Raw genomic sequence first — 24,031 nt, 5'->3', positions numbered from 1 at the left:
CGCAGCCGTCTTCATCAGTCGGTGTCGGGGCCGTAGTTCGGTACCTTGCCGAGGATGTGCCTGCGGCCCACGATCTCCGGGATGTAGACCTCCTCGTTCCAGAGCTCCTTGTCGATCGGCTCGACCGCGATGGACACCACCCCCGCGTCGCAGCCGAAGGCGTCGGTGACGGCCTTGGTCACCGCCGACAGCAGCTCGGAATGCTGCTCGTCGCTGAGCGCCGTCGGAAAGTGCTTGATGTTGACGTGTGGCATGACGGTGTCCTTCCGGGGGTCCAGGCGCCGGCGGATGGCGGTCACGAGCTCGTCCACGTCCGGCGCCCTGAGCAGGGAGTAGTGGTCGGCCTCCAACTCGACGACGGTCGGCGGGGCGCAGGAGTAGCCGCTGCTGGCGTCGAGGAACGAGTACTCGTCCCCCCGCGCCTTGAAGACGGTGACGGGCGCCGAGATCCGTCGCTCCCGCAGTTCGCGGAAGGTGTAGCTGAACTCGAAGGTGGTCCCGACGACCCGGACGATCCGGCGCACCAGCTCGGTGTCGAGGTCCGGGAGGTTCTCGCTGATGAAGCGGGCGAAACCCTCGTCGTCCTCGGCCACGGCGAGGCACTTCTCCAGCAGGGGGCTGCTGATCGTGCCCGTGAAGACCGAGAGGAGGATCGTCACGTAGGCCCTGTCGGTGTAGCCGGCGGTGCGCTCCCCGCCGGCCGCGCCGCCCTCGCCCCGGACCTTGGGCGACCCGGGGGCGATCAGGAAGAGGTGGTCGACGGTGTGGCCGGCCTGCTCCAGCTGGTACGCGCTCTCGAAGGCGACCCGGGCGCCGAAGGAGTAGCCCCACAGCGTGTACGGGCCCTCGGGCTGGGCCTTCCTGATGGCCTTGACGTCCTCGGCCGCCATCTCCCTGATCGTGCTGTACGGGGCCTCGCCCGGGTTGATCCCGTGGGCCTGCACCCCGAGGAAGGGCCGGTCCGTGCCCAGCCGTTCGCCCAGGAGGCGCAGGTTCATGGGGTAGCCGCCCAGACCGGGCCAGCAGTGGACGGGCCGCCCGGAACCCTCCCGCTGCAAGGGCACCAGGCGCGAGGTGTCCCCCGCCGGCCCGCCGGTGATCCGGCGGGCCAGCCCCTCCACGGTCGGCGAGGTGAAGATGACCTCCAGCGGCAGGCCCGCCCCGAAGGCGCGGTTGATCCGGTTGATCAGGCCGACGGCGAGGAGCGAGTTGCCGCCGCACGCGAAGAAGTCGTCCTGAACGGAGACGCTCTCCTGCTTCATCGCCTGCTTCCACAGCGCGGCCACGCGGCGCTCGGTCTCGTCCCGGGGGGCCACGAAGGGGCGGTCGGCCACCCCCACGTCCACCGTGTCGGAGGCGGCGAGGGCCTTGACGTCGATCTTGCCGTTGGCGGTGGTCGGCAGCGCGTCGAGAACGACGACCTTGTTCGGGATCATGTAGTCCGGCAGGTAGTTGACGAGGTCGTCGCGGATCAGCTCCGCGGGCCCCCGCATGTGGACCGCGTCCTCCCGCATGCCTTCGTGGCGCCGCTGCTCCTGGCTCACGCGGCCGCCGACGAAGAAGTACGAGGCGCCGCCGGGCCGGCCGAGCTCGCGCAGGATGCCGTCGATCCGCCGGGCGGAGGGCAGGTCGTCGCCCCCTCGGGAGCTGTACCCGGAGGACATGAAGCCGATGTCGAGCTCGTTCATGGACAGGCGCTGGAGCGTGCGGCCGAGGTCGATGTAGCGCCGCCACTCCTGCGGGCCTCGGCTGATCACCGAGATCCCGAAGCCCGCCCGGTCGTACACGGCCTGGTTGATCGCGATGACGTGCTTGCGCAGGACCAGGTCCGGGGAGACGAAGCGCAGCCGGTCGCCCTCGTACAGGTACTGCCCGGCCGGCCGGTCCAGCCCCCTGCCGGGGTGGATCTGCACGTACAGCTCGAGGCCCTCGTCCGTGCGGGGGCCCCGGTAGGGCACCCAGTCGAAGGCGCCGATGTAGTGGTCCTCGTCGGCGACCCGCAGCGCGGCCTTGACCTCCGGGGCGAACGGGGCGGCTTCGACGTCGAGGCCGTACTGCGGCAGGACCTCCTCGAGGAGTCCGACGATGTGGCCGGCCTCGATCTCCAGGACCTCCCTGATGTTCTTCTTGTAGACGGGCTCGATGGCGGAGCGCCGGCCGAGGAAGTGCACCCGGACCCGGGGACCCGCGGCTGCGTCCCGCTGCTCGGGGAGCTCGCGGACCAGCACCAGCCGGTGGTCGACCGGATGGTGGTAGTGGATGCCCGAGCGGACGCCCGGGAAGCCGGTGATCTCCGGGTACACCTGGGCGGCGTAGAGGGAACCGGGCGAGGCGTAGGCGTACTTGGGGAGCAGCCGCTCCGGGCTCAGGTGCGGCCCGAGGTGGCGCAGGATCGCGCCGAGCCCGTCGGTGTCCAGCTCCGTGAGCTCCCGCCCGCGCACGGCGGCGGGGCGGCGGGCCAGGAGCTTCAGCAGGTCGGCCTCGGCCACCGGGGCGGCGCCCTCGTAGAAGCGGTAGGTCTTGCGGGCGAAGGCGAGGCTGCGCTGGTCCGGCGTGGCCGTGCGGCCGGGCAGCTCGAGGACGGGGAGGCCGGCGAGCTCGGCCGCGGACCGTATGCCCGGGTTGGACAGCTGGGCCTTGACCTGGAGCTTGCTCTCCTTGGACCGGTGGTGCGCGCCGTGGCTCCCCTGGTCCATCAGGGCGGCTTCCTTCGGGTCGAGCTCGACGCAGGCGATCAGGTTCTGGAAGCCCGTCCTCGGGTCGTCCTTGACCAGTACGGCCGCGTGCCGGACCCAGTCGTGGGTCTCGATGGCGAGTCTGATCTCGTCGAGCTCCACCCGGAACCCGCGCAGTTTGACCTGGTTGTCGGCGCGGCCGGTGAACTGGACGGTGCCGTCGGCGTTCCAGTAGGCGAGGTCGCCGGTGCGGAAGAGCCGCCCGGGGCCGAAGGGGTTGTCCGTGAACCGCTGCCCGGTCAGGTCGGGCCGGTGCAGGTAGCCGCGCGCGACCTGGACGCCGCCGATGTACAGCTCGCCGATCTCGCCCACGGCCCGTTCGGTCAGGTCGGGGCCGAGGATGTGGTATTCGGTGGCGTCGACCGGGGCGCCGATGGAGATGGAGTGTGGGCCGTCTCCGACCGTGGACCGGGACACGGTGAAGGACGACGAGTTGATCGTGCACTCGGTCGGTCCGTAGAGGTTGATCAGATCGCAGTCCGGGAGTGTCTCCAGGAACGTGCGCGCCAAGGGCCTGGAGAGGGCCTCGCCGCCGGTGAAGACCTGTTCCAGCGAGACGCAGGAGTCGAACTCCTCGGTGTCCAGGAGCGCTTGGAGCAGGGTCGGGACGCACTGGAGCGTGGTCACCGCATGGGCCCTGACCGCCTGCACCAGCCGTTCGGCGTCCCGGTGGATGCCGGCTGCGCCCACCACGACGGCGGCGCCGACGGCCGGGGCGAGGATCTCCCACTGGGCGGCGTCGAAGCTGATCGGCGTCTTCTGCAGGACGGTCCGGGTGCGGTCGATTCCGTGGGCGGCCCGCAGCCAGGACATCTGGTGGGCGATGCTCCGGTGCTCGATCATGACGCCCTTGGGGCGGCCGGTGCTGCCCGAGGTGTAGATGACGTACGCGAGGGAGCCGGGGTCGATGTCGGCGTCCGCGCCGGGGTCCCCCGGGCGGGCCTCCTCGACCCGCACGATCACGGTGTCCGCGGGGGCCAGCGCCGCCAGGCGCTCGACGAGGTGTCCCTGGGTGACGATGACCTTCGCACCGGAGTGCTCGATCATGTAGCGCAGTCGCTCTTCGGGGTACTCCGGGGCGAGCGGCAGATAGGCGCCGCCCGCGAACAGGATGCCCCAGACGCCGGTCACCACGTCGGACGAGGGCTCGGTGAACAGCCCCACGCAGTGGTCGGCGCCCACGCCGAGCTCCCGCAGTCGCCCGGCCAGTCCTCGGCTCCTTGCGACCAGCTCGGCGAAGGTCGTGTGCTCCTCGCCGCCGATCACCGCCGTGTCGTCCGGGCGTTCGGCGGCGGTGCGCAGGAGCAGTTCGGTCAGCAACGGGCGGATGGCCGGGCTCCGGCCGGCCGCGTCGGTCGTCATGTGAGTCCCCCTGGGTATGCGTGGGTGGTCACCGGTCGGCCCCGGCGCTCCGGCCCCTTCGCAGCGCGTCGGCGACCTCGAGCATGCGGCGGGTCTGGTGGGCCATGGCGGCGAGGTTGTCCTCGGTGACGTTCTCCGCCAGCCGGCCCGGGACCGCCTGCCGGCCGGAGACCGAACTGACGCCGTACGGGTTGCCGTTGCTGGGCGCCGTCATGATGTCGTCGGTGATGCCGGGCGGCACGATGATCCCGCCCCAGTGGTAGAAGACGGTGTTGAGCGACAGGATGGTCGCCTCCTGTCCGCCGTGCGGGGCGCCCGTCGAGGTGAACGAGGACATGACCTTGCCCGCCAGGCCGCCGCGCGCGTTGAGGGGCCAGGCGAGGTCGATGAAGTGCTTGAGCGGCGCGGCGATCATTCCGAACCGGCCCGGGCCGCCGAGCAGGATCGCGTCGGCCCAGTCGAGGTCGTCGGCAGTGGCCGTGGGAACGGCCGCGGTGGCCCCGGCGTTCTCCCGCCACGCTTCGGTCCATTCGGTGAACTCGGGGGCCAGGGACGCCTCGACGTACTCGGCGACCCGGCGCAGCCGGACCTCGGCGCCGGCCTTGGCGGCGGCCTCCTCCGCGGCCACGGCGAGCTTGTGGATGTTTCCGGTGCCCGAGTAGTAGACGATCGAGATCCTGGTCGTCGACGAGGATGTGTCGGCGGTGGACATGGGGAGTCCTCCTGGGTGGCAATGCAATGCGATGCAGGCGATGAGATGCGGTGGCGTAGGGCCGCGAGGTCGCAGCGGCGGGGTCGCGGGGGTCCGCAGCCCCGCACGCTCCGACGGGGAAGGGCGCTTTAGGCCGGGACGTCGGTCCCGAAGTAGCGGTCGCCGAAATCACCGATGCCGGGGAGCATGAACGCGTTCTCGTTGAGGCGTTCCTCGATGGAGGAGGTCACGATCCGCACCGCGGGATGGCGGTCGTGGACGGCCTTGATCCCTTCGGGGGCGGAGAGCAGGTTCACGAAGACGACGTGCTCCTCGGGCACTCCGTGGTCGAGCAGTACGCCGATCGCGGCCAGCGCGGTGCCGCCGGTGGCGAGCATGGGGTCGAGGAGCAGCACGTGGCCGCGGTCGATGCCGGCGGGCAGCGCCGCGTAGTGCAGGTGCGGGAGTTTGGTGACCTTGTCCCGCTGGATCAGGATCTTGCCCAGGCGCGTCTCGGGCGCCATGGCGCGCAGCTCGGACTCCATGCTGTCACCGGCCCGGGCGATGGACACGCCGTAGACCGGGGTGGCCGGGGCCAGGCCGTGGTAGATCCGCCCGACCGGGGTGCGCACGTCGCGGGGCTCGTAGGGGATCTGGTCCAGCGCGGCGTCGAGGAGTCCGCGGATGATGCGGTGCGCGGCGGGGACGAACTCCTCCCTGCGGGCCCGGTGGTCGCGGATGATCGAGTGCTGGGCGCGCAGCCGGTTGGTCTGGGGCAGGAGGTGGGTGACGCCGCGCGGCGGCTCGGTGTACGTGGCCATCAGGACCCGCTCCGTCCGTCCTGCGCGGCGACCCGGGCGAAGGCGGCGCGGGCCTCCCGTACGAAGGTGCGCACCTTCTGGCGGTCCTTGCGCCGGGTGGCGGGGTCCTCCAGGCCGGTGTGCGCGTCCACGGCGGCGGGGCGGACGGCCTCGATGGCCGCGGCGACGTTCTCCGGGGTGAGCCCGCCGGCCAGCATCAGGGGTTTGGGCGAGATCCTGGCGAGTTCGGCGCTGACGCTCCAGTCGTGGGTCAGCCCGGTCGCCCCCTTGGCTCCGGTGGCCGGGTTGAAGCTGTCGGTAATGAACATGTCAACCCAATCGGCGGAGGTCGCGACGACCTCGCGCAGCTCTTCCATGTTGTCCGTCTTCACCACGAGGCTCTTGAGGACGTAGAGGTCCGGGGCGAGGCTCCGCAGCCGGCGCAGCTCGGCGGGGGTCACGTCGCCGTGGAGCTGGATCGCACCGACGCCCATCTCGGCGCAGAAGCCGGCTATGTCGTCGGCATCGGTCAGATAGGTGATGATGACGCCCTTGGTGTCGGGCTGGATCGCCTTGACGATGGCCGCGGCCTCGGCCTCCGACAGGTCCTCGTTCTTGGCCGGAAGGCGCAGCGCGAAGCCGAGCCAGTCCGCGCCCTCCTCGATGATGAGGTCGGCCTCGGACTGGTCGATGACGCCCGCGACCTGGATCAAGCCGTACATGTCTGCCTCCTCGGGCCGCGGCGGTCCGGGCCGGGGCCGATCTGCGATGGGGTGCGTCCGCCGGAGGTCGGCGGTGGAACCGGGACGGGGGACCGGATGGCCGTCTCCGGGTCAGCGGCCCGCGGCGGTCGCGAGCTCGGCGACGACGAGCCGCGCCACGGGGGCGGCGGAGGCGGGGTTCTGCCCGGTGATGACCCGGCCGTCGCTCTCGGTGTGGGCCTCGTACAGGGGCGCCTTGGCGTGCAGCGCCCCGGCCTCCTTCAGCCGGTCCTCGAGGAGGAAGGGCATGACCTCGACGAGGCCGAGCGAGTTCTCCTCCTCGTTGCTGAAGGAGGCGACGCGCTTGCCGCGCACGAGGGGGGCGCCGTCGGGCAGGCTCAGGTTGACCAGGGCGGCCGGGCCGTGGCAGACGGCGGAGACGACGCCGCCGCGGCCGTGGATGTCCAGGGCGATGCGGGCCAGGTCCGGGGAGTCGGGGAAGTCCCACATGGCACCGTGGCCGCCGACGTAGAAGATCGCGGAGTACTCGGCGGGGTCCACGTCGGCCGCCCGGCGGGTCGCCACGAGCTTGGCCTTGACGGTGTCGTCGGCCAGGAAGCCGACGATCTCCGAGTCGTCCTCCTCGCCGTCGAAGACGACGGCCGGCGGCTCGCCGCCACGCACGGAGACGAAGTCGACCTCGTGGCCGGCGTCGATGAAGACGTTGTAGGGGTGGGCCGCCTCGGAGACGCTGTAGCCCGTCCGGTTGCCGGTGTCCCCCAAGGTCTCGTGGCTGCTGACGGCAAGCAGGATCTTGGCCATGCTTCCTCCTGGAATCGGCGCGGAGTGCGCCCGGGATGGTGGTGAAGGGCGGGGTGGGCCGCCTCGGGCCCTGCCAGGTCGTGCCGGGCCCTGCCGGGCCCTGCCGGGCCCTGCCGGGTCGTGCCGGGTCGTGCCGGGCGGCGGTCAGGCCTGGTGGATGAAGTCCTGGACCAGCTTCACGAATTCGACCGGCTTCTCGAAGATCACCATGTGGCCGCTGTCGATCTCGGTGTACGACGCGTTCGGGATGGCGGCGGCCAGCTCACGGGAGTGCTCGGCGGGCACCGCGGCGTCCGGGTAGGGAGCCAGGACGAGGGTCTCGGCGCGGACCTTCCCGACCAGGTCGCGGATGTCCACCCGGACGAGCAGCTCGAGCTGGCGGATGCGGCCGTCGGAGGGGCTCAGCTCGGCGCCGAGGTCCTCCACGTCGCTCAGGCTGGCCTGGCTGCGGATGTAGCGCGGACTGAAGGCGGTGGTGCTGAGCACGCGGCCGAAGGCCTTCGGGTCGTGCTTCTGACTCAGGGTCAGACCGATCAGGTTCTCGATGTAGAGGTCCGACTTGACCAGGCCGCCGACGGGGATCAGGCGGCGAACGCGCTCGGGGTGGAGGGCGGCCGTGGCGGCCACGACGGCCCCGCCGAGGGAGAAGCCCACCAGGTCCACGGGGCCGAGGCCGGCATGTTCGATCACGGCGGCGACCTCGTCGGCGAGCTGCTCCACCGTCAGCGGCGTGCCGTCGTCCGTGGCCGTCTCGCTGCCGGACAGCTCGGGAAGGATGACGGTGTTGCGGCGGGCGAACTCCTCGACGAGGTGGCCGAAGGTGACCTGGCCGCCCTTGCCCACGCCGTGCACCAGCACCAGGGCCGGACCCTCGCCGGTCACGGTGTAGTGGATGCGCGAATTACCGACGGATATCGCGGGCATGGCGAATCGCCTCCTGTGACGACGTGAAAGAATACTCGGACGAGCAAATCCGAAAGGAATTGGGACGGAGATGCGCGCGGCGGTACGGAGAAATTCCTGCGGCCCCGTGGATTCTGCTGAAAGCGGGGAGTCGGGGCCCGTCCGACGGGACGAGCCCCCGGTCACCCGAAGCAGAATCAGCTACGCCAGGCGCCCCAGTCAACCTGCACCGCTCAAGAACGGTTCGACGCCCGGCTATCCCGATCGGAAATGCACAACGACCGCAAAGGAAGATCGATAAACACGCGGGAATCAGCCGGATCGATTATCGGAGATCAACGGTCACCGCATGGCGCCGGCGTCCTGAAATAGCCCGGGATGTTGACGGCGGTATTCGACCAGGCATTGAGCCACAGCAGCCCCTTCGCCCACCGCGGCTCCGACCCGCTTGACCGAGCCCGACCGTACGTCGCCCACGGCGAAGACCCCCGGCAGGCTGGTCTCCATCGGCATGGCGTCGGGGCCGGCGCCGCCGCTGCCGGTCAGCACGTACCCGCGGTCGTCCAGCTTGAGGACGCCGCCGAGCCAGTCCGTCGACGGGCGGCCGCCGATCAGGACGTACAGGCACTGCGCCGGGACGGTGCGCTCGCCCCCGGCGCGGTCGCGCAGCCGGAGCCCGGTGAGCGTGGTCTCGCCCAGGCATTCGGCCACCTCGGTACCGAGCAGGACGCGCAGGCCCGGGGTCCGCTCGATGCGCCGGACCAGGTAGTTCGACATGGAGGCGCCGAGATCGGCGCCTCGGACGAGCAGGGTGACGGAGCGGGCGTAGCGGGCGAAGTAGAGGGCCGCCTGCCCGGCGGAGTTGCCCGCGCCCACCATGTAGACGTCCTCGCCGGCGGCCGAGGGCGCGTCGGACAGGCACGCGCCGTAATACACGCCCGAGTTGAGGAGCCGCTCGACTCCCGGGCCGGCCAGCCGGTTCCATTCCACACCCGTGGCCACCACCACGGCGGCCGCCGAGACCGAAGCGGACTCGTCCGTGCCCGCTTTGACGAACGAGACGGTGTGGTCTCCCCGGTCCGTGGGAGCCAGCCGGGTGGCGACACGGGTGGGCTGCCATTCGACGCGGGCCCGGAGGGCCTGCTGCAGCGCGCGCTGCGCGAGGTCGCCGCCGGTGAGGCCGACGGGGAAGCCCAGGTAGTTCTCGATCCTGGAGGTCGATCCCGCCTGGCCGCCGGGGGCGTCGTCCTCGATGACGACCACGCTCATGCCCTCGGCGGCGGCGTACACGGCCGTGGACAGGCCGCCGGGGCCGCCCCCGATCACCGCGACGTCGTAGTGCTCGTGCTCGGCCGGCCGGATGAGGCCGAGTCGGTCGGCCAGCTCACTGATCGACGGATCGACCAGCTCGGTGCCGTCGCCCAGCCGGACGGTCACCGGCGCGTCCCCCCTGCCCTCCTCCGGCACCCAGCGGAAGATGACACCGCTGCGGCCGAGGAAGTCGCGGATCGCGTAGGCGGCCGGCGAGAAGCGGTACCCGCGCACCTCGGCGGTGGGCAGGTCGCCGCGGTGCTCGGCGTTCCAGGTGCACAGGGAGTCGTCGAGGGCGGCCCGGAGGCGCTCGGCCAGGCCCGTACCGCTCCCGTCCGCGTCGCGTTCCCGGTCGACGGCCACGACGGACGGGTCGAGCGGCGCCGAGCCGTCCTCGGCGAGCGACAACCAGCGCGTGTGCGGGTGCTGTGCGGCGTACCGCCCCGGGTCCTCGTCGGCGACGACCGCGGAGACGGGCACGTTCCGCTCGGCCAGCGACTGCAGCACGCGCCCCGCCTCGGCCAACCCGCCGACCTGCAGGACCCGGAAGGACGCCCGGTACCAGCGCTGTACCAGCTCGGCCGTCTCGTGCCGACGGAGCGGATCGGGATCCGCGAGAAGGATCACCGGCAGTGCGGCTTCGACCATGAGAGGTCCTCCTGGGTGTGTTGATCGGTGAGCTGCCTCTCCGGTCAACGAGCCGAGGACCGTTACGTCTCTGGCGAGATCAGAGTCGTCCGAAGAATTGGTTGCCGCGTGCCGCGTGGTCCTGGCTGGTGTAGTACTCCTTCATCGCGACGCTGATCTCGTCACGGCTCAGCTGCCCGTCGCCGTCGCGGTCGAGCGCGCTGAACGCCTCGTCGAACGTCTGGCGGGGCAGCCTGAACATGCCGTGGAGCAGGGACGTGTACTCGTCGCGGCTCAGCATGCCGTCGCCGTCGCGGTCGCCGAGCGCGGTCCAGGCGTTGCTCAGGTTCCTGATCCGGTCCCAGATCCTGTTCTGGTCGCTGACGATCCGCGCCCGGAACGCGGCCCGGTGCTCCTGCCGGTCGACGGCGCCGTCGCCGTTGCGGTCCATCGTGTGGAACACGGTGTCCCAGAGACCGCCGAGGGAATCCCTGAGCCCGGCCACGGAATCGGGTGCCACACCCAGTGATTCCGCGAGCCTGTCCGAAACCGCCAGGACGTCCGATCGCTGCAGCTGCCCCTTGCGGTCCGAATCGAAGACGTCGAACGACCGGTCCAGCTTGATGTCCAGCAGGTTCACGCCAAGCCCCTCTCACTCTGCGGATTCACTTGATCACGTTGCGTGCCTGAGGAAGCATAGATCGCTGCCACCCCTTCCGAGATCCCCCGGGCGGGGGATTCGATCGGGTGGCGGCGAGGCGGGGCCGGCACTCGGGGCGGCGCGGATTCAGCCGGGCCAGGTGCCGGTCAGCCGCCGGGTGGCGGCGGCTCCCGCCCGGTCCACGGCGGCCTTCACCACGGCGAAGATCGCCCCTTGTAGGGCCGCGGCGAACAGGACCTCCTGCCAGGTGCGCTGCTCGTCGGTGGCGTCGGGTGCGTCGTCTTCGTGGCCGATCATCTTCCACGCCTGTTTGAAGGCCGCTCCGGCGATCAGGCCGCTGGCCGCGCCGAGTGCCAGCCCGACGGGTTTGTAGGCGATCGCGGAGGCCTTCATCGGTGACTCCGGGACTTCTCGCCCGGGGAGTGCTGGGTCATCGCTGCACCTTCTCCGTGGTCTCGTCGGCCTTGACGCCGTCGATCATCTGCGGGGGCCCGGGAGGGAGCCGGGCTCAGTCCAGGCGTCTGCGCTCCTCCTCGCTCCACTTCTGCGTGTCGCGCGGCTCGACGTACGGCTCCTCGTCCGCGGGGTGGCCGCCCGCGACGGCCCTCTGGCGGGCCATCTCGGCGTCGAACTCCAGACCCAGGAGGATGGCGAGGTTGGTGATCCACAGCCACACCAGGAAGATGATCACGCCGGCCAGGGTGCCGTACGTCTTGTTGTACGAGCCGAAGTTCGCGACGTAGAACGCGAACCCGGCCGAGGCGGCCATCCAGATCACCAGCGCCAGGAGGCTGCCCGGGGTGATCCATCTGAAGCCGCGGCCCTTGGCGTTCGGCGCGGCCCAGTACAGGAGCGCGATCATGAGCGTGACGAGCAGGACCAGGACCGGCCACTTCGCGATCGACCACACCGTCATCCCGGTGTCCCCCATTCCCAGCGCCGACCCCGCCTGCCGGGCCAGGGCTCCGGTGAACACCACGATCAGGGATCCGGCGACGGCGAGGACCATGAGCGTGACCGTGAGGGCCAGCCGCAGCGGGAGGATCTTCCACGCCGGGCGTCCTTCCGGCATGTCGTAGACGGCGTTCGACGTGCGGATGAACGCGGCGACGTACCCGGAGGCGGACCAGATCGCGACGGCGAGGCCGACGACGGCCAGCAGGGATCCGACTCCGCTGTGGCCCTGCAGTTGTTGGATCGCATTGCTGATCACGTCGCGTGCCGCGCCGGGGGTGAGCCTTCGCAGGTTGTCCAGCACCTGCTTCGTCGCCGACTCTCCCGCGACCCCGAGCAGGGACACGAGCACCAGCAGCGCCGGGAACAGGGCCAGTATCCCGTAGTAGGTCAGCGCCGCCGCCCGGTCCGCCAGCTCGTCGTCCTTGAACTCCTTCAGCGTCCCGCGCAGCACCGCCTTCCACGACCGCTCGGGCAACTGCGACAGCCGATCGGGCGTCCGTTCCTCCACCTGCCGGTCCTCCACCTGCCGGTCCGTACCCACGACGTCATCGTGGCCCGGTCCGCCCTCTCGGGCCGCGTCCGGCGGCCGGCGGTCGTCATCCTGGTCGGGTCTTCCTGTGCGCCTCATAGCCAGCGCTTTTCCACTCCGGCCGCACCCATGCGCGGGAGATGGAACCGAACCCCCGGCGTCGTATCGACCGCCGCGGCGTGGCGTGGGCCGCGCAGAGGACTGCGCAGGTCAGATTCGGGGCATGGACAACGCCCTGCAGCACACGGCCGTCGTGGTCACCGACATGCTCAACCCCTACCGACACCAGGACGCCGATCTCCTCGTTCCCTCCGTCCGCGCGGCACTGCCCGCTGTCGTGGAGGTGGTGTCCGCGGCCCGCGCCGCCGACGTGCCGGTCATCTACGCGAACGACAACTTCGGGCAGTGGCGCTCCCACCACGGGCAGATCGTCGACGCCGCCATGGCGGGTGAGCATCCGGAACTGGTGGAGCCGGTCCTGCCTGACGGGGACTCCCTCTTCGTGCTCAAGGCCCGCCACTCCGTCTTCTACGAGACGCCGCTCGCGTACCTGCTGGGCACCATGGACATCGCCCGCCTGATCCTGGTGGGCCAGGTCACCGAGCAGTGCGTGCTGTACTCCGCCCTCGACGCGCACATCCGCCACCTCGACGTCGTCGTTCCCACGGCCGCGGTCGCCCACATCCATGCGGACCTCGCCGAGGCCGCGCTGCGGATGATGGAGCAGAACATGGGCGCGCACCTCCTCGGCGCCCAGCAGCCACCGTGGCCACCGCCGTCCGGTTCCTGACCGGGCCGGTTCCTGACCGGGCGCGAGTCACGCTCCGGGTTGCGCCGTGTTCGCGGGCGGGGTGGTGCGCGGGAGTCGTGTGGCGGTGGCGAGGCCGATCAGGGCGGCGAGGGCGAGGCTGGCCATGGCGGCGGCATAGGCGTTCTCGGTGAGGTCCGCGACGAGGATGGTGCCGGCGATGGCCGTGCCGAAGGAGGAGCCGAGGTTGGAGATGCTCCGGGACAGCCCGGAGATCTCGCCCTGCCGGTCCTCGGGGAAGGCGGACTGGACCACGTTCACGGACGGCGTGAGCATGACGCCCAGGCCGAGGCCGATCAGCAGCAGACCGGGAGCGAACGCCCAGGCGCTCGGCGCTCCGGCGACCAGGCTGATCAGGGCGGCGATGCCGACGACGGCGAGGGCGAACCCGGCGATGATCAGGGTCCGCTGGGGAAGGCGCCGGGCGAGGCGTTCCGCGGCGAGCGAGGAGACGAGCAGCCCGAGGGTGGCGGCGGTGAAGATGATGCCGGTCTGGATGGCGTCGTAGCCGCGTACGACCTGCAGGTAGGTGGCGACGGTGAACGACGTGCCCATGAGCAGCAGCCACTGGGCGTTCTGGGTGACCAGGCCGAGGTTGGAGGTGCGGTTGCGGAAGAGGCTGGTGGACAGCAGCGGTTCCGTTCCGGCGCGCTCCTCCCGGCGGATCCAGTGCACGAACCAGGCCAGGAAGAGGATGCCGGCGGCGAGCAGGCCGAGCATGAGCCACAGGTTGTTGTCGGCGGCGAGGATGCCCATGACGATCAGGACCAGCCCGGCGGCGGACAGGACGGCGCCGCGGACGTCGAAGTGCCGGTCGGGGTCGGGTGGCAGCGGGTCGGCGATCGACCGGCTCAGGGCGATGATCAGCACGATGATCAGGGCCTGGAAGACGAACGCGGCGCGCCAGCTGATCGCGGAGGTGATCAGCCCGCCGATCAGCGGTCCCGCGGCCGCACCGACACCGCCGGCGGCCATGATGACTCCGAAGGCGCGGGCGCGCGAGGTCAGGTCGGTGAACAGCAGCGTGGTGAGGATGTAGACCGGAGGGATGAGCAGGGCCGTGCCCACGCCTTCGAGGATGGAGTTGCCGAGGATCAGCACGCCGAGTCCGGGCGCGGCGGCGCTGAGGAGCGCGCCGACGCCGTAGACGGCCAGGCCGGTGAGGAAGCAGCGTTTGCGTCCGAACCGGTCGGTCGCCTTGCCTCCGGGGATCATGAGGGCGGCCATGACCAGCAGGAACAGGGTGATCGCGACCTGCACGCCCTGCACCGTGGTGTCGAGGTCGCGGCTGATGTCGTTGATCATCACGTTCATGTTCGAGCCGGCGAAGCTGCAGATGAACTGCGCCAGCGCGAGCGGTGCGAGCATCCGCGTGCCGGCACCCGACCGGGCGGGGTCGGCGTGCGGGTTGACGGCGGGGTCTTCGGTCACGGACCTGGCCTCTCTTCCCGGCGGGCGGATCAGACGCCCGGGCGTTCGGCGCGGTCGAGTTCCTCGTCGAGTGCGAGGGCTGCGGCGACGAGCGCGAGATGGGTGAAGGCCTGCGGGAAGTTCCCGAGCTGCTCTCCGGACGGGCCGATCTCCTCGGCGAACAGGCCGACGTGGTTGGCGTAGGTGAGCATCTTGTCGAACGCGTAGCGGGCCTGGTGCACGCGGCCGGAGCGGGCCAGGGCCTCGACGTACAGGAAGCTGCACAGGCTGAAGGTGCCCTCGGAACCGCGCAGGCCGTCGGGTGAGGCCTGCGGGTCGTAGCGGTAGACGAGGCTGTCGCTGACGAGCTCGTCGGTCATGGCGTCCAGGGTGCTGAGCCAGTCCGGATCGGTGGGCGACAGGAATCCGACCCGGGGCATCAGCAGCAGTGAGGCGTCCAGGACATCGGTGTCGTAGTGCTGGACGAAGGCGCCGCGCTCCTCGCTCCAGCCGCGCTCGACGACCTGCCGGAAGACGGCGTCACGGGTCTCGAGCCAACGGGAGAGGTCGGTGGGGCGGGCGTGAGCGGTGGCCAGGCGGATCGCCCGGTCGAGGGCGACCCAGGTCATCAGCCGGCTGTAGGTGAAGTCCTGACGGCCGCCGCGGGTCTCCCAGATGCCCTCGTCCGGCCGGTCCCAGTGGTCGCACAACCAGTCGATGAGGCCGGCGAACACCCGCCAGCCGCGGATGCCGCCGATGTCGTCGGTCTGGGCGATGGCGTACGCGGCTTCGCCGTAGATGTCGAGCTGGATCTGGTCGGCCGCCGCGTTGCCGGCCCGGACGGGGGCGGAACGCCGGTAGCCCTCCAGATGCTCGAGGACCTCCTCGGTCAGGTGCGGCTCGCCGTCCACCCGGTACATGATCTGCAGCGGTTCCCCGGAGGCGGTGCCGCCGGCCTCCAGGCGCTCGCGCATCCACCGGCGGAAGGCCTCCGCCTCGGCGGTGAAGCCCAGGTCGATCAGCGCGCGCACCGACAGTGACGCGTCGCGCACCCAGGTGTAGCGGTAGTCCCAGTTGCGCTCGCCGCCGATCTGCTCGGGCAGGCCCATCGTGGCCGCCGCGATGGGGGCGCCCGTGGGGGCGTAGGTGAGCAGTTTGAGGGTGATCGCGGAGCGGACGACCATCTCGTGCCAGCGGCCCTTGTAGCGGCAGGACCGCAGCCAGCCGAGCCAGAAGTCACGGCAGGCGTCGAACGCCTCCGTCACCTCCTCGATGGTCGGCGGTGGCCCGCCGGGGCGCTCGCTGCGCACGCCCGGCTCGGCCGCTTCGCTGGTGAGGACCACGGCGGCGCTCTCCCCGGCGCGCAGGGTGAAACGGGCGGAGACGTCCGAGCCGTCGGCGTGGAGCAGGACGGGGGCGGTCGCCTGGACGTGCAGGCCGGTGTCGGGGCCGTGGAAGACGAAGCTGCCGTCGTCGAGGCCGCCGAGGGTGTGCGCGGCCCGGCCGTAGTCGAAGCGGGGCCGGCACAGCAGCTCGAAGGGCAGGGCGCCGCGGACGACCCGGGCGACCCGGACCAGCCGGTGCCGGGCGGCGGCAGCAGGCGCGGAGATGGGCTCCATGAAGTCGATGACCTCTCCGACGCCCTCCTCGGCCATGCACCGGGTGACGAGGATCGGCGTGTCCGGCAGGTACAGCTGGCGCACCGTGGCCCGGTCCCCGACATCGGCGGCGAGGCGGCAGTGGCCCCCGCGGTCGCTGTCGAGCAGCGACGCGAACAGACTCGGCGAGTCGAACCGCGGCGTGCACCACCAGTCCACCGTCCCGTCGGAGGTGACCAGGGCCGCCGTCTGCAGGTCACCCACCAAGCCGTGATCCGCGATCAGGGGGTAGTCGTTCATGGTCCCTCCTGTCAGGAGACCGCGCCGCCGGGGGCGCCGAGCACCGCCGGTCCCGGCGAGCCCCGCGACATGTCGTGGGTGGACAGCCGCCCCTCCATGCTCACCTCCCCCTCCGGGTCACCGCATCCCGGAACGGGAGCCGAGCGCCGTCACACGTTCTTCATGCCCCGTGCATGGTCGTGGCGCGGTGGCCGCCCCATGATCGGCAGGACGCCCGCAGACAACCCCGAGGAGCACTCACCCATGTCCACCCGCCGTACGTTCCTGGCCGGTTCGACCGCCGCGCTCGGTCTGGCCGTCACTGCAAACGCCGCCGTGGCGGAGCAGGCGACGGCCGCGGTGGCGGCCCCGGAGACAACGGCCCAAGCCGGCACCAGGCCGCCGAACTTCGTCGTCGTCCTCGCCGACGACCTCGGGTACGGCGAACTCGGCGCCTACGGCCAGAAGCTGATCACCACGCCCCGCCTGGACCGGCTCGCCGCGGAGGGGCTGCGTTTCACCGACGCGTACTCCACCGCCGCCGTGTGCGCGCCCTCCCGCTGCTCCCTGCTGACCGGCCTCCACACCGGCCACTCCACGGTCCGCGCCAACCCCTCGTCCGGCGGGCAGGGGTCGCTCACCTCGACCGACACCACGTTCGCCCAGGTGCTGCAGGCCCGCGGCTACCGCACGGCCGTGATCGGCAAGTGGGGCTTCGGCCCTGAGGCCGCCGGACAGGACAGCCATCCGGCCGCCCGCGGGTTCGAGGAGTTCTACGGTTACATCGACCACAGCCACGCCCACCAGTACTACCCCGAGTACCTCTGGCACAACGACGCCAAGGAACCCATCCCCGCCAACGCCGGCGGCGTGAAGGCGGTGTACGCTCCCGACCTCCTCGAACAGCACGCCCTGGAGTTCATCGACGCCCACGCCGGCGAACCCTTCCTCCTCCTGCTCACGCCGAACGTCCCGCACGCCCCCAGCGATGTTCCCGACACCAGCGCGTACGCCGACCGGTCCTGGACGGCCGCGAACAAGGGGCACGCGGCTCAGGTCAGCTACTTCGACTCGCTGGTCGGCAAGGTGGTCGACCGGCTCCGCTCCCTCGGCCTGGAGCAGGACACCGTCGTCCTCGTCACCAGCGACAACGGCCCCCACGAGGAGGGCGGGGTCAACCCCGACCTGTTCGACGCCAACGGCCCGCTGCGCGGCTACAAGCGCAACCTCTACGAGGGCGGCGTACGCATCCCCCTCATCGCCTGGGGGCCGGGCCGGGTCCAGCAGGGCACGAGCAACCGCCCCACCCCGCTGACCGACGTCCTTCCCACCCTCGCCGAGCTCGGCGGCGCCCCCGCCCCCACCGACGTGGACGGACTCTCCGCCGCTCCCCTGCTCGCCGGCAGCGCCGACTCGGCCCGCCACGGACACCTGTACTGGTTCCGCGACGAACTCGGCGTCACCAGCCGGGCCAACGCCGAGGACGCCAAGCGCGCCACCTGGCTCGCCGAGGCGCTCCGCCGGGACGACTGGAAGGCCGTACGCTTCGCCCCCGAACGCGACCACGCCCTCCCCGACGACAAGTGGCAGGTAGAGCTGTACGACCTGGCCACCGATCCCGGCGAGACCCGCAACGTCGTCGACAAGAACCCCTCCAAGGCCGCGGAACTGGTGGCGCTGATGCGCGCCTCCTGGAAGGACGCCTACCCGCGCACCCCGTTCGGGACCCGGCTGACGCTGCCCGCCCTGGCCGTCCCGGGCCAGGCGTTCACCGTGACCGCCACCCTGGACAACGGTTCCGCCCGGCCCTGGACCAGCGCCGCGCTCACCCTGCGCGCCCCGGCCGGATGGACCGTGGCCACCGTCTCCCCGACCACCGCGGACCAGCTCTCCGCCGGCGGCAGGCTGGCCGCCTCCTGGCAGGTCACCCCGCCCGCGGCCGCAGCCCCCGCGACCACGTGGGAGGTCACCGCGGAGGGCACCGCCCTCACCCCGGCCGGCCCGGTCCGCTATCCGGCGACGAGCACCGTCCCGACCCCGCCCCCGGCGCCCACCCGCGACTCCTACCTCTCCGACCTCACCTGGATCAGCGCCACCAACGGCTGGGGGCCGGTGGAGCGGGACACCTCCAACGGCAAGAACGCCGCCGGCGACGGCCCGCTGATCTCCTTCGGCGGTACGACGTACCCCAAGGGCCTGGGCGTCCACGCACCCAGCGACATCGCCTACCACCTCGGCGGCGCCGCCGTACGGTTCACCTCCCTGGTCGGCATCGACGACTTCTCCGCCAAACAGAGCACCGTCGGCGCCACCCGGGCCAAGGTCTACGGCGACGACCGCCTGCTGCTGACCACCCCCACCCTCACGGCGGCCGGCGGCCCGGTCCCGGTCGACCTGGACGTCCGCGGCGTACGCGTCCTGCGGCTGGTGGTCGAGGACGCCAACAACCGCACCTCCTTCGACCACACCTCCTGGGCCCTGGCCCGGGTCACCGTGGCCTGACCCCCGCCCGCTCGCGGCAGAGGCCGTTCCGGCGTGTTCCGGAACGGCCTCTGCCACAGCTGCGGGTGGTGGCTAGGCGGGGCCGGCCGCCACCCGGAAGCCGATGTTGCCGGTCGAGCTGTCGGGCGTGTTGGAGCTGCGCGCGGCGACCCGGTAGCGGTTGCAGTAGGAGTCGTGGCACAGGTACGAGCCGCCGCGCATCGCCCGCGAGGTCTCCTCGCCCGGCGTGAACCAGTCCGCGCACCATTCCCAGACGTTGCCGACGGTGTTGTAGAGCCCGAAGCCGTTGGGCCGGAAGGACTTCACCGGGGCGGTCCCGGCGTAGCCGTCGGCGGCGGTGTCGAGCACCGGGAAATCGCCCTGCCAGATGTTGCACATGTGGCGGCCGTCGGGCAGGAGCTCGTCCCCCCACGGGTAGCGCCGCTGCTCCAGGCCGCCACGGGCCGCGTACTCCCATTCGGCCTCGGTGGGCAGGCGGGTTCCGGACCAGGCGCAGTACGCCTGGGCATCGTTCCAGGACACGTGGACGACGGGGTGGTTCTGCCGCTCGGTGACGTGCGAGCCGGGTCCCTCGGGGCGGCGCCAGGACGCCCCCTCCACCGCCCGCCACCACGGGACGGCCGCCACGGGCGGGGAGACGGCCGCGACCTCCTCGGAGAGGAAGGCCCCGAAGGTGAACGAGAAGCCGAAGCGCTCGGCGTCGGTGGTGTGGCCGGTGGCCTTGACGAAGGTGGCGAACTGGGCGTTGGTCACCGTCGTGGCCGCGATCCGGAAGGGCTCCACGCACACCTCGCGGACCGGACCCTCCGCATCCGCGGGGAAGCCCTCCGGGTCGTCGGTCCCCATGAGGAAGCTGCCGCCGGGCAGGCTGAGCAGCTGCCGTGCCACGCGGGAGGGCGGGGGCGGGGGCGCAGGGGGCGGCGGCGCGAGGGTGAGCGTCAGGGCGTGGGTGTGGCCGGGGGTGCAGCATGCGGGCATGGCGGCTCCGTCGGGACGGTGGGCGGCCGAGCGCCCGTACCTCGCGATACGGGCGCCCGGCCGGCGTTTCGGTGGTACGGGTCAGGCCGCGCGGTCGGCGGCGAGCCGGGCGGCCAGGGCGGGGATGCCGAGGGCCTGCTCTTCGGCCGGGGTGGCCTCGTGGAGCTTGTTGGTCAGCTGGTAGGGGTCGTTCACCAGGTCGTAGTACTCGCGGAACTTCACTTGCCCGGTACCGGACACCGTGCCGTTCCCGTCGGTCGTCAGGTCGTAGTACTCCGTGTACTGCTCGTCCTTGGCGACGTACGAGGACCAGGTCGGCACTCCCCCGGTGGCCGTGCCCTGCTTCCACCACTCCACGAGCAGGTGGTCGCGGCTGTAGGTGGAGAGCAGGGACCGGCCGTCCTGGGGCGCGGCCGGGGTGATGCCGGCTGCGTCGAGGATGGTCGGTGCGATGTCGATGTTCGCGACGATGCGGTTGTCCACGGTCCCCGCCCCGCGCCCGCCGGCGGGCCAGGAGAGGTAGAAGGGCACCTCGTGCGCCGGGCGGTAGGGAACGGACTTGGCGGTCCAGCCGTGGTCGCCCCAGCTGAAGCCGTTGTCGCCGATGTAGATGACGAGGGTGTTGTCCAGCTGGCCCAGGGCCTGGAGCTTGTCCTTGAAGGCCTGCACCGCGTCGTCGACGGAGAGCAGGGTGCGCAGCTGCTCGGCGCGGATGGCCTGGCCGTCGGCGAGGGTGCCGGTGGCGTTCTTGATGTAGGCCGGTTTGTCGCTGCGGTCGCTCTCGGGGACCGAGGGCCGGCCGTTCCAGTCCGGGACGGGGGTGTCGGCGTACTTCGCCTCCGGGGTGCGCGGGCCGTGGGAGGCGTACGGGGTGACATAGGCGAACCAGGGCCGGGAGTCGGTGGCGGCCTTGTCGAGGAAGTTCAGCGTGCGGTTCTTGATGATGTTCGTGGTGTAGCCGTTGATCGTCTGAACGGTGCCGTTGACGTTCCACTGGGCGTCGACGTATGCGGGCTGAAGGAGCGCGAACTCCTCGAAGTGCGGCGGGTTGTCCGCGAGGGCCCAGGAGTTGAGGTACTTCCCGAACAGGCCGGTGCGGTAGCCCGCCTGCTTGAGGTACTTCTGCACGGTGGTGCTCTGGTCGAGGGCGTACGAGGCCTTGTTGTTGCGGACGCCGTGGTGGTGGGCGTGGCGGCCGGAGAAGACGCTGGAGCGGGACGGCGCGCACAGCGGGGTGGTGACGTGGCCGTTGGTGAACTTCACGCCCTGGTCGGCGAGCCAGGCGACGGTCTTGGGCAGGGCCCATTCGGTGTGCTTGGGCTGGTCGTCGGTGACGATCAGCAGGATGTTGGGGCGGCCGGCGGCAGCGGCGGGGCCGGCTGCCGCAACCTGCGCGAGGGCAGGAACGGCTGTGGCGGCCGCCGCGGCGGCTGCGCTGCCGAGAAAGCCGCGGCGGCTCACCGGGAATCGTCTGTTCTCGCTCATGGTGTCCGTTCCTCCTGGGTGCGTCGGCGCATGCGGGCACGGCAGACGGGCGGCTCCGAGCCACCGGCTGCGGTGCGGGGAAGGGCGAAGCGACGGGAGTCAGGCGGGGGCCGCCGGGTGGGGATCCCGTAGGGGGAAGGGCGCGCTCAGCGCGCCGGGGCGACCGTACAGAGGGCGCTGGCCACGCGCCCGTGGTCGACGTGGCGGCGCGCAGTGAGGATTCCTGCTGCCATGGCGACGAGAGTAAGCGAAGCGGAACCGCGGCTCCATGTACGGCAGATGAAATGGCCGGCAGTTCGACCGTCAGCGACGGGTGCCACCCGCGTCCCGCCCGTCACCTTTGCCTTCGCCGACATTCATTGCAACGCATGTGTTGCGTTCGACTGCATACCATTGCATCAATTTACCGCCGCTCACCTGGATATATACGCTGAGGCAATTGACGGGGAACTGAACGCAACGCAGCGTTCACGATGTCGTCAAACACGTCATATCGCGAGACGAGGCCTCATCATGAGCGAGTACGTCCACACCGTCACGTCGCTGCCGACGGAGCGTCAGCGCGGCTGTCCCTTCGACCCGCCGGCCGAGCTGACCGAGGCCCAACGGCACGGCCCCATCAGCCGCTACACCCACCCCGGCGGGAAGCCCGGGTGGGTGATCACCGGATACGACCTCGTCAGGTCGGTCCTGGCCGACCCCCGGTTCAGCTCGCGCAAGGAGCTGATGAACGTCGTCGACTTCGAGCTTCCTGCAGCACCGCCCGGCGAGTTCCTTCTCATGGACGAGCCGCAGCACAGCCGCTACCGCAAGCCGCTGGTGGGCAAGTTCACCGTGCGGCGGATGCGGCTCCTCACCGAGCGCATCGAGCAGATCACCACCGAGTGCCTGGACGCCATGGAGACGGCCGGGCCGCCGACCGACCTGGTGACCGCTTTCGCCAAGCCCATCCCGACCATCGTGATCTGCGAGATCCTGGGCGTGCCGTACGAGGACCGCGCCTCCTTCCAGGAGCAGATCGACGCGTTCATGGGCGGCGAGGTGAGCGACGAGGAGCTGATCGCGGCCTACACCGCGACCCAGGAGTACCTCGCGGAGCTGGTGGCCGCCAAGCGCGCGAACCCCACCGACGACGTGCTCAGCGAGCTCACCGAAAGCGACCTGACCGACGAGGAGTTGAAGGGGATCAGCCTCATCCTGCTGGCGGCGGGCTTCGACACCACCGCCAACATGCTGTCCCTCGGCACGTTCGCGCTGCTGCAGAACCCGGCGCAACTGGCCGCACTGCGCGCCGACCCCGCGCTCACCGACGGGGCGGTGGAGGAGCTGCTGCGGTACCTGAGCGTCGCCACGACGTTCCACAGGACGGCGCTCGAGGACGTCGAGGTGGGCGGCCGGACCATCAAGGCCGGCACGACGGTCGTCCTGTCGTACAACACCGCCAACCGCGACCCCGACCGCTTCGCCGACCCCGACGTGCTCGACCTCCGGCGGCCGTACGACGGGCACCTGGCCTTCAGCCACGGCATCCACCAGTGCCTGGGCCAGCAGCTGGCCCGTATCGAGATGCGGGTGGCGTTCCGCGCCCTGGTCGACCGCTTCCCCACCCTGCGCCTGGCCGTACCTGCCGACGAGGTCCGTCTGCGCCCGGAGACCGCGGACATCTTCGGGGTGAAGAGCCTTCCGGTCACCTGGGACGAGAAATGAGCACGCCCCGCCTGAGCGTCGACCGTGAGCGCTGCATCGGCGCCGGGATGTGCGCCATGACCGCCCCCGAGGTGTTCGACCAGGACTCCGATGACGGCCTGGTATTCCTGCTGCAGGCCGAGCCGGCCGCCGCCCACCTCACGGCCGCTCGGATGGCTGCCGGCGTCTGCCCTCGGGGGCGATCACCCTCAACGAGCCGGAATCCCCCTGAGCGAGATCAGCCGAGCCCCGCACGGCATCCCGGCGGTGGGGATCAACTCCTCGAAGGTGGTCGAAAGCCGGTCCGGCACATGTGTGGCGTCCCGGGCGGCCCGTACGACCTCTTTAAGCGCATGACGTCGCGCATCGCGCCGCTGGCGGCGGTGTTGCGCAGGGTGATCCGGCTGCCGACGGGGTGGTCGGCGAAGTCGACGATCACGTCGAAACGTTCGCCGGGGGCCATGTCGATGGTGTTGCCGAAGATCGCCATGCCCAGTGGCAGGTGCGCGGCGAGGACACGCGCCTCACCCAGAGCCTGCTGCAAGCCCACCAGTGCGACGAGCGCGACGCTCGCCGCGAGCGGCCGGCGCGGCCCGGCCGTCCGCCGCCACACCAGCAGCGCGGCCACCGCCTGGAGAAGGGTGAGGGTGGCGAGAACGTCGGCGTTGGCCGAGTGCCAGGCCAGCAGGTCGAGGTCGCCGGTGACGAACAGGCCGGCCAGCGCCGCCTGCGCGAGCGTATCCGCTCATACGGCGGTCCCGGCATCCGGAGCGGTGTGGAGCAGCGTGCGCTCGTAGGCCTGGAAGCCGTCCTGCACTCCGACGAAGACCTCGCCGAGGACGAGGAAGCCGCCGCTGATGAGCGGGGTGTCGCGCAGGGCCTCGATGAGGAAGTAGTAGGCCCCCAGATCCTCGGTCTCGAGGACCGCGAAGTCGGAGAACCGGCCGTTGAAGGCCTCGGCATCGAAGAACCGGGCCGTGATCCGGTCCGCGTACCGGGCGAAGACGGGTTCGATGTGTGCGGCGCGCATGTCATTGCGCTCGGCCCGCGTCAGCGCCAGCCAGCGGGGTGTGAGCGTGTAGGTCAGGACGATGCCGTGCTTCATGAGCCCCCCAGAGCAATTGTTTACAGCGTTAACTCTATGGAGAGCTAAAGTGATACCCGTTAACTTTGTCAAGAGGAGGGC

The 24,031-nt window shown here is 71.1% G+C and carries 19 protein-coding genes and 1 pseudogene; 4 read left to right on the top strand and 16 right to left on the bottom strand.

Translation table 11 applies throughout. The annotated features are described in order from the left end of the window. Nucleotides 1-14: 14 nt before the first annotated feature. The 10 genes from ABZ924_RS11245 to ABZ924_RS11200 form a co-directional block, all read right to left on the bottom strand. A complete protein-coding gene (locus ABZ924_RS11245; RefSeq protein WP_361906940.1) occupies nt 15-4,097 on the bottom strand; it encodes an amino acid adenylation domain-containing protein in 4,083 nt (1,360 codons plus the stop codon). A gap of 28 nt (nt 4,098-4,125) precedes the next feature. Further along, entirely contained in the window at nt 4,126-4,809 is a 684-nt protein-coding gene (locus tag ABZ924_RS11240) for an NAD(P)H-dependent oxidoreductase (RefSeq protein ID WP_361906938.1), read from the bottom strand. Between the two features lie 128 nt (nt 4,810-4,937). After that, complete coding sequence (upp, locus tag ABZ924_RS11235) at nt 4,938-5,609, bottom strand: uracil phosphoribosyltransferase (RefSeq protein ID WP_361906936.1); 672 nt, start codon at nt 5,607-5,609, stop codon at nt 4,938-4,940. Continuing rightward, nucleotides 5,609-6,310, bottom strand: a complete 702-nt coding sequence (locus tag ABZ924_RS11230; RefSeq protein WP_361906934.1) for a phosphoribosylanthranilate isomerase — start codon at nt 6,308-6,310, stop codon at nt 5,609-5,611. Before ABZ924_RS11230 ends, upp begins: the two co-directional genes overlap by 1 nt. Before the next feature lie 111 nt (nt 6,311-6,421). After that, nucleotides 6,422-7,111 (bottom strand): type 1 glutamine amidotransferase domain-containing protein, encoded by a 690-nt coding sequence (locus ABZ924_RS11225; RefSeq protein WP_361906932.1) that lies wholly within the window; start codon nt 7,109-7,111, stop codon nt 6,422-6,424. 144 nt (nt 7,112-7,255) lie between these two features. Next, nucleotides 7,256-8,035 carry an alpha/beta hydrolase gene (locus ABZ924_RS11220; RefSeq protein WP_361906930.1) on the bottom strand — a complete coding sequence of 260 codons (780 nt, stop codon included), beginning with the start codon at nt 8,033-8,035 and terminating at the stop codon, nt 7,256-7,258. A gap of 321 nt (nt 8,036-8,356) precedes the next feature. Then, nucleotides 8,357-9,973, bottom strand: coding sequence for an FAD-dependent oxidoreductase (locus ABZ924_RS11215; protein ID WP_361906928.1), 1,617 nt, complete (start codon nt 9,971-9,973; stop codon nt 8,357-8,359). A gap of 79 nt (nt 9,974-10,052) precedes the next feature. Beyond that, on the bottom strand, nt 10,053-10,592 hold the full coding sequence (locus ABZ924_RS11210) for an EF-hand domain-containing protein (protein ID WP_361906926.1): 540 nt from the start codon (nt 10,590-10,592) through the stop codon (nt 10,053-10,055). A 147-nt stretch (nt 10,593-10,739) separates the two neighbouring features. Beyond that, entirely contained in the window at nt 10,740-11,006 is a 267-nt protein-coding gene (locus ABZ924_RS11205) for a DUF4235 domain-containing protein (protein ID WP_361906924.1), read from the bottom strand. Between the two features lie 115 nt (nt 11,007-11,121). Beyond that, complete coding sequence (locus ABZ924_RS11200; RefSeq protein WP_361906923.1) at nt 11,122-12,198, bottom strand: YhjD/YihY/BrkB family envelope integrity protein; 1,077 nt, start codon at nt 12,196-12,198, stop codon at nt 11,122-11,124. A 124-nt stretch (nt 12,199-12,322) separates the two neighbouring features. On the opposite strand from ABZ924_RS11200, the gene ABZ924_RS11195 reads away from it, so the two are divergent. Continuing rightward, on the top strand, nt 12,323-12,889 hold the full coding sequence (locus ABZ924_RS11195; RefSeq protein WP_361906921.1) for an isochorismatase family cysteine hydrolase: 567 nt from the start codon (nt 12,323-12,325) through the stop codon (nt 12,887-12,889). 27 nt (nt 12,890-12,916) lie between these two features. Here ABZ924_RS11195 and ABZ924_RS11190 read toward each other — a convergent pair whose 3' ends face one another. Together ABZ924_RS11190 and ABZ924_RS11185 are read right to left on the bottom strand one after the other, a co-directional pair. After that, nucleotides 12,917-14,275 (bottom strand): MFS transporter, encoded by a 1,359-nt coding sequence (locus ABZ924_RS11190; protein ID WP_361907060.1) that lies wholly within the window; start codon nt 14,273-14,275, stop codon nt 12,917-12,919. Nucleotides 14,276-14,367: 92 nt separating this feature from the next. Further along, a complete protein-coding gene (locus ABZ924_RS11185) occupies nt 14,368-16,215 on the bottom strand; it encodes a glycoside hydrolase family 15 protein (protein ID WP_361906919.1) in 1,848 nt (615 codons plus the stop codon). A 243-nt stretch (nt 16,216-16,458) separates the two neighbouring features. Between ABZ924_RS11185 and ABZ924_RS11180 the strand changes: the two genes are divergently transcribed. Beyond that, nucleotides 16,459-18,696, top strand: coding sequence for a sulfatase-like hydrolase/transferase (locus ABZ924_RS11180; RefSeq protein WP_361906917.1), 2,238 nt, complete (start codon nt 16,459-16,461; stop codon nt 18,694-18,696). A gap of 72 nt (nt 18,697-18,768) precedes the next feature. Here ABZ924_RS11180 and ABZ924_RS11175 read toward each other — a convergent pair whose 3' ends face one another. Together ABZ924_RS11175 and ABZ924_RS11170 are read right to left on the bottom strand one after the other, a co-directional pair. Beyond that, nucleotides 18,769-19,674: a formylglycine-generating enzyme family protein gene (locus tag ABZ924_RS11175; RefSeq protein WP_361906915.1), complete on the bottom strand. Its 906-nt coding sequence runs from the start codon at nt 19,672-19,674 to the stop codon at nt 18,769-18,771. Nucleotides 19,675-19,755: 81 nt separating this feature from the next. Next, nucleotides 19,756-21,159 (bottom strand): sulfatase, encoded by a 1,404-nt coding sequence (locus tag ABZ924_RS11170; protein WP_361906913.1) that lies wholly within the window; start codon nt 21,157-21,159, stop codon nt 19,756-19,758. Between the two features lie 513 nt (nt 21,160-21,672). Between ABZ924_RS11170 and ABZ924_RS11165 the strand changes: the two genes are divergently transcribed. After that, complete coding sequence (locus ABZ924_RS11165; RefSeq protein WP_361906912.1) at nt 21,673-22,866, top strand: cytochrome P450; 1,194 nt, start codon at nt 21,673-21,675, stop codon at nt 22,864-22,866. After that, nucleotides 22,863-22,982: pseudogene (locus tag ABZ924_RS11160) on the top strand (ferredoxin); the annotation flags it as partial. The gene ABZ924_RS11165 and the pseudogene ABZ924_RS11160, both read left to right, overlap by 4 nt. 137 nt (nt 22,983-23,119) lie before the next feature. Here the strand turns inward: ABZ924_RS11160 and ABZ924_RS11155 are convergent. Continuing rightward, a complete protein-coding gene (locus tag ABZ924_RS11155) occupies nt 23,120-23,473 on the bottom strand; it encodes a hypothetical protein (RefSeq protein WP_361907066.1) in 354 nt (117 codons plus the stop codon). Nucleotides 23,474-23,590: 117 nt separating this feature from the next. Continuing rightward, nucleotides 23,591-23,950 carry a darcynin family protein gene (locus tag ABZ924_RS11150; RefSeq protein ID WP_361906910.1) on the bottom strand — a complete coding sequence of 120 codons (360 nt, stop codon included), beginning with the start codon at nt 23,948-23,950 and terminating at the stop codon, nt 23,591-23,593. Nucleotides 23,951-24,031 lie beyond the last annotated feature (81 nt).

The organism is Streptomyces sp. NPDC046876, assembly GCF_040645035.1.
In the GTDB taxonomy this organism is placed as follows: Bacteria; Actinomycetota; Actinomycetes; order Streptomycetales; family Streptomycetaceae; genus Streptomyces.
The sequence above is the reverse complement of the archived record's forward strand: the minus strand, read 5'-3'. Positions and strand labels throughout refer to the sequence as shown.